Annotated in this window: 1 protein-coding gene; it reads left to right on the top strand. The window is 47.6% G+C overall.

Going from position 1 to position 328, the window contains the following annotated elements:
• A partial coding sequence (locus L1077_RS27270) for an SdrD B-like domain-containing protein (RefSeq protein ID WP_237139897.1) occupies positions 1–328 on the top strand: 328 nt, incomplete at both ends.

Here is a 328-nt window from a genome sequence, read left to right as displayed (position 1 = left end):
AGGTGATAAGTCAGTATCAGGTAAGGTGTTCTTAGATGTAAACCAAGACGGCGCGGTTGATCAAAATGATGTGCGATTAAAGGACATCACGGTGACCATCACGGGCACGGATAAGTTTGGTCAAGCAGTCAACCAGAGTGTTAAAACTGATACCAATGGTGCGTTTAGCTTCACAGGTTTGATTGAATCGAATGCGGATGGTTTCACGATTACGCAAACAGTCAGTGGCACTTACCAAACGGGTAACCGTTATATCGGCTCGGGTGCTGGCGTGGTGAGCAATGTCGCAAAAGTCGTGGTCGGCACAGACGCAACACCAGAGCTTAAA

The organism is Pseudoalteromonas luteoviolacea (assembly GCF_021654285.1).
GTDB classification, from domain to species: domain Bacteria; phylum Pseudomonadota; class Gammaproteobacteria; order Enterobacterales; family Alteromonadaceae; genus Pseudoalteromonas; species Pseudoalteromonas luteoviolacea_J.
The sequence above is the reverse complement of the archived record's forward strand: the minus strand, read 5'-3'. Positions and strand labels throughout refer to the sequence as shown.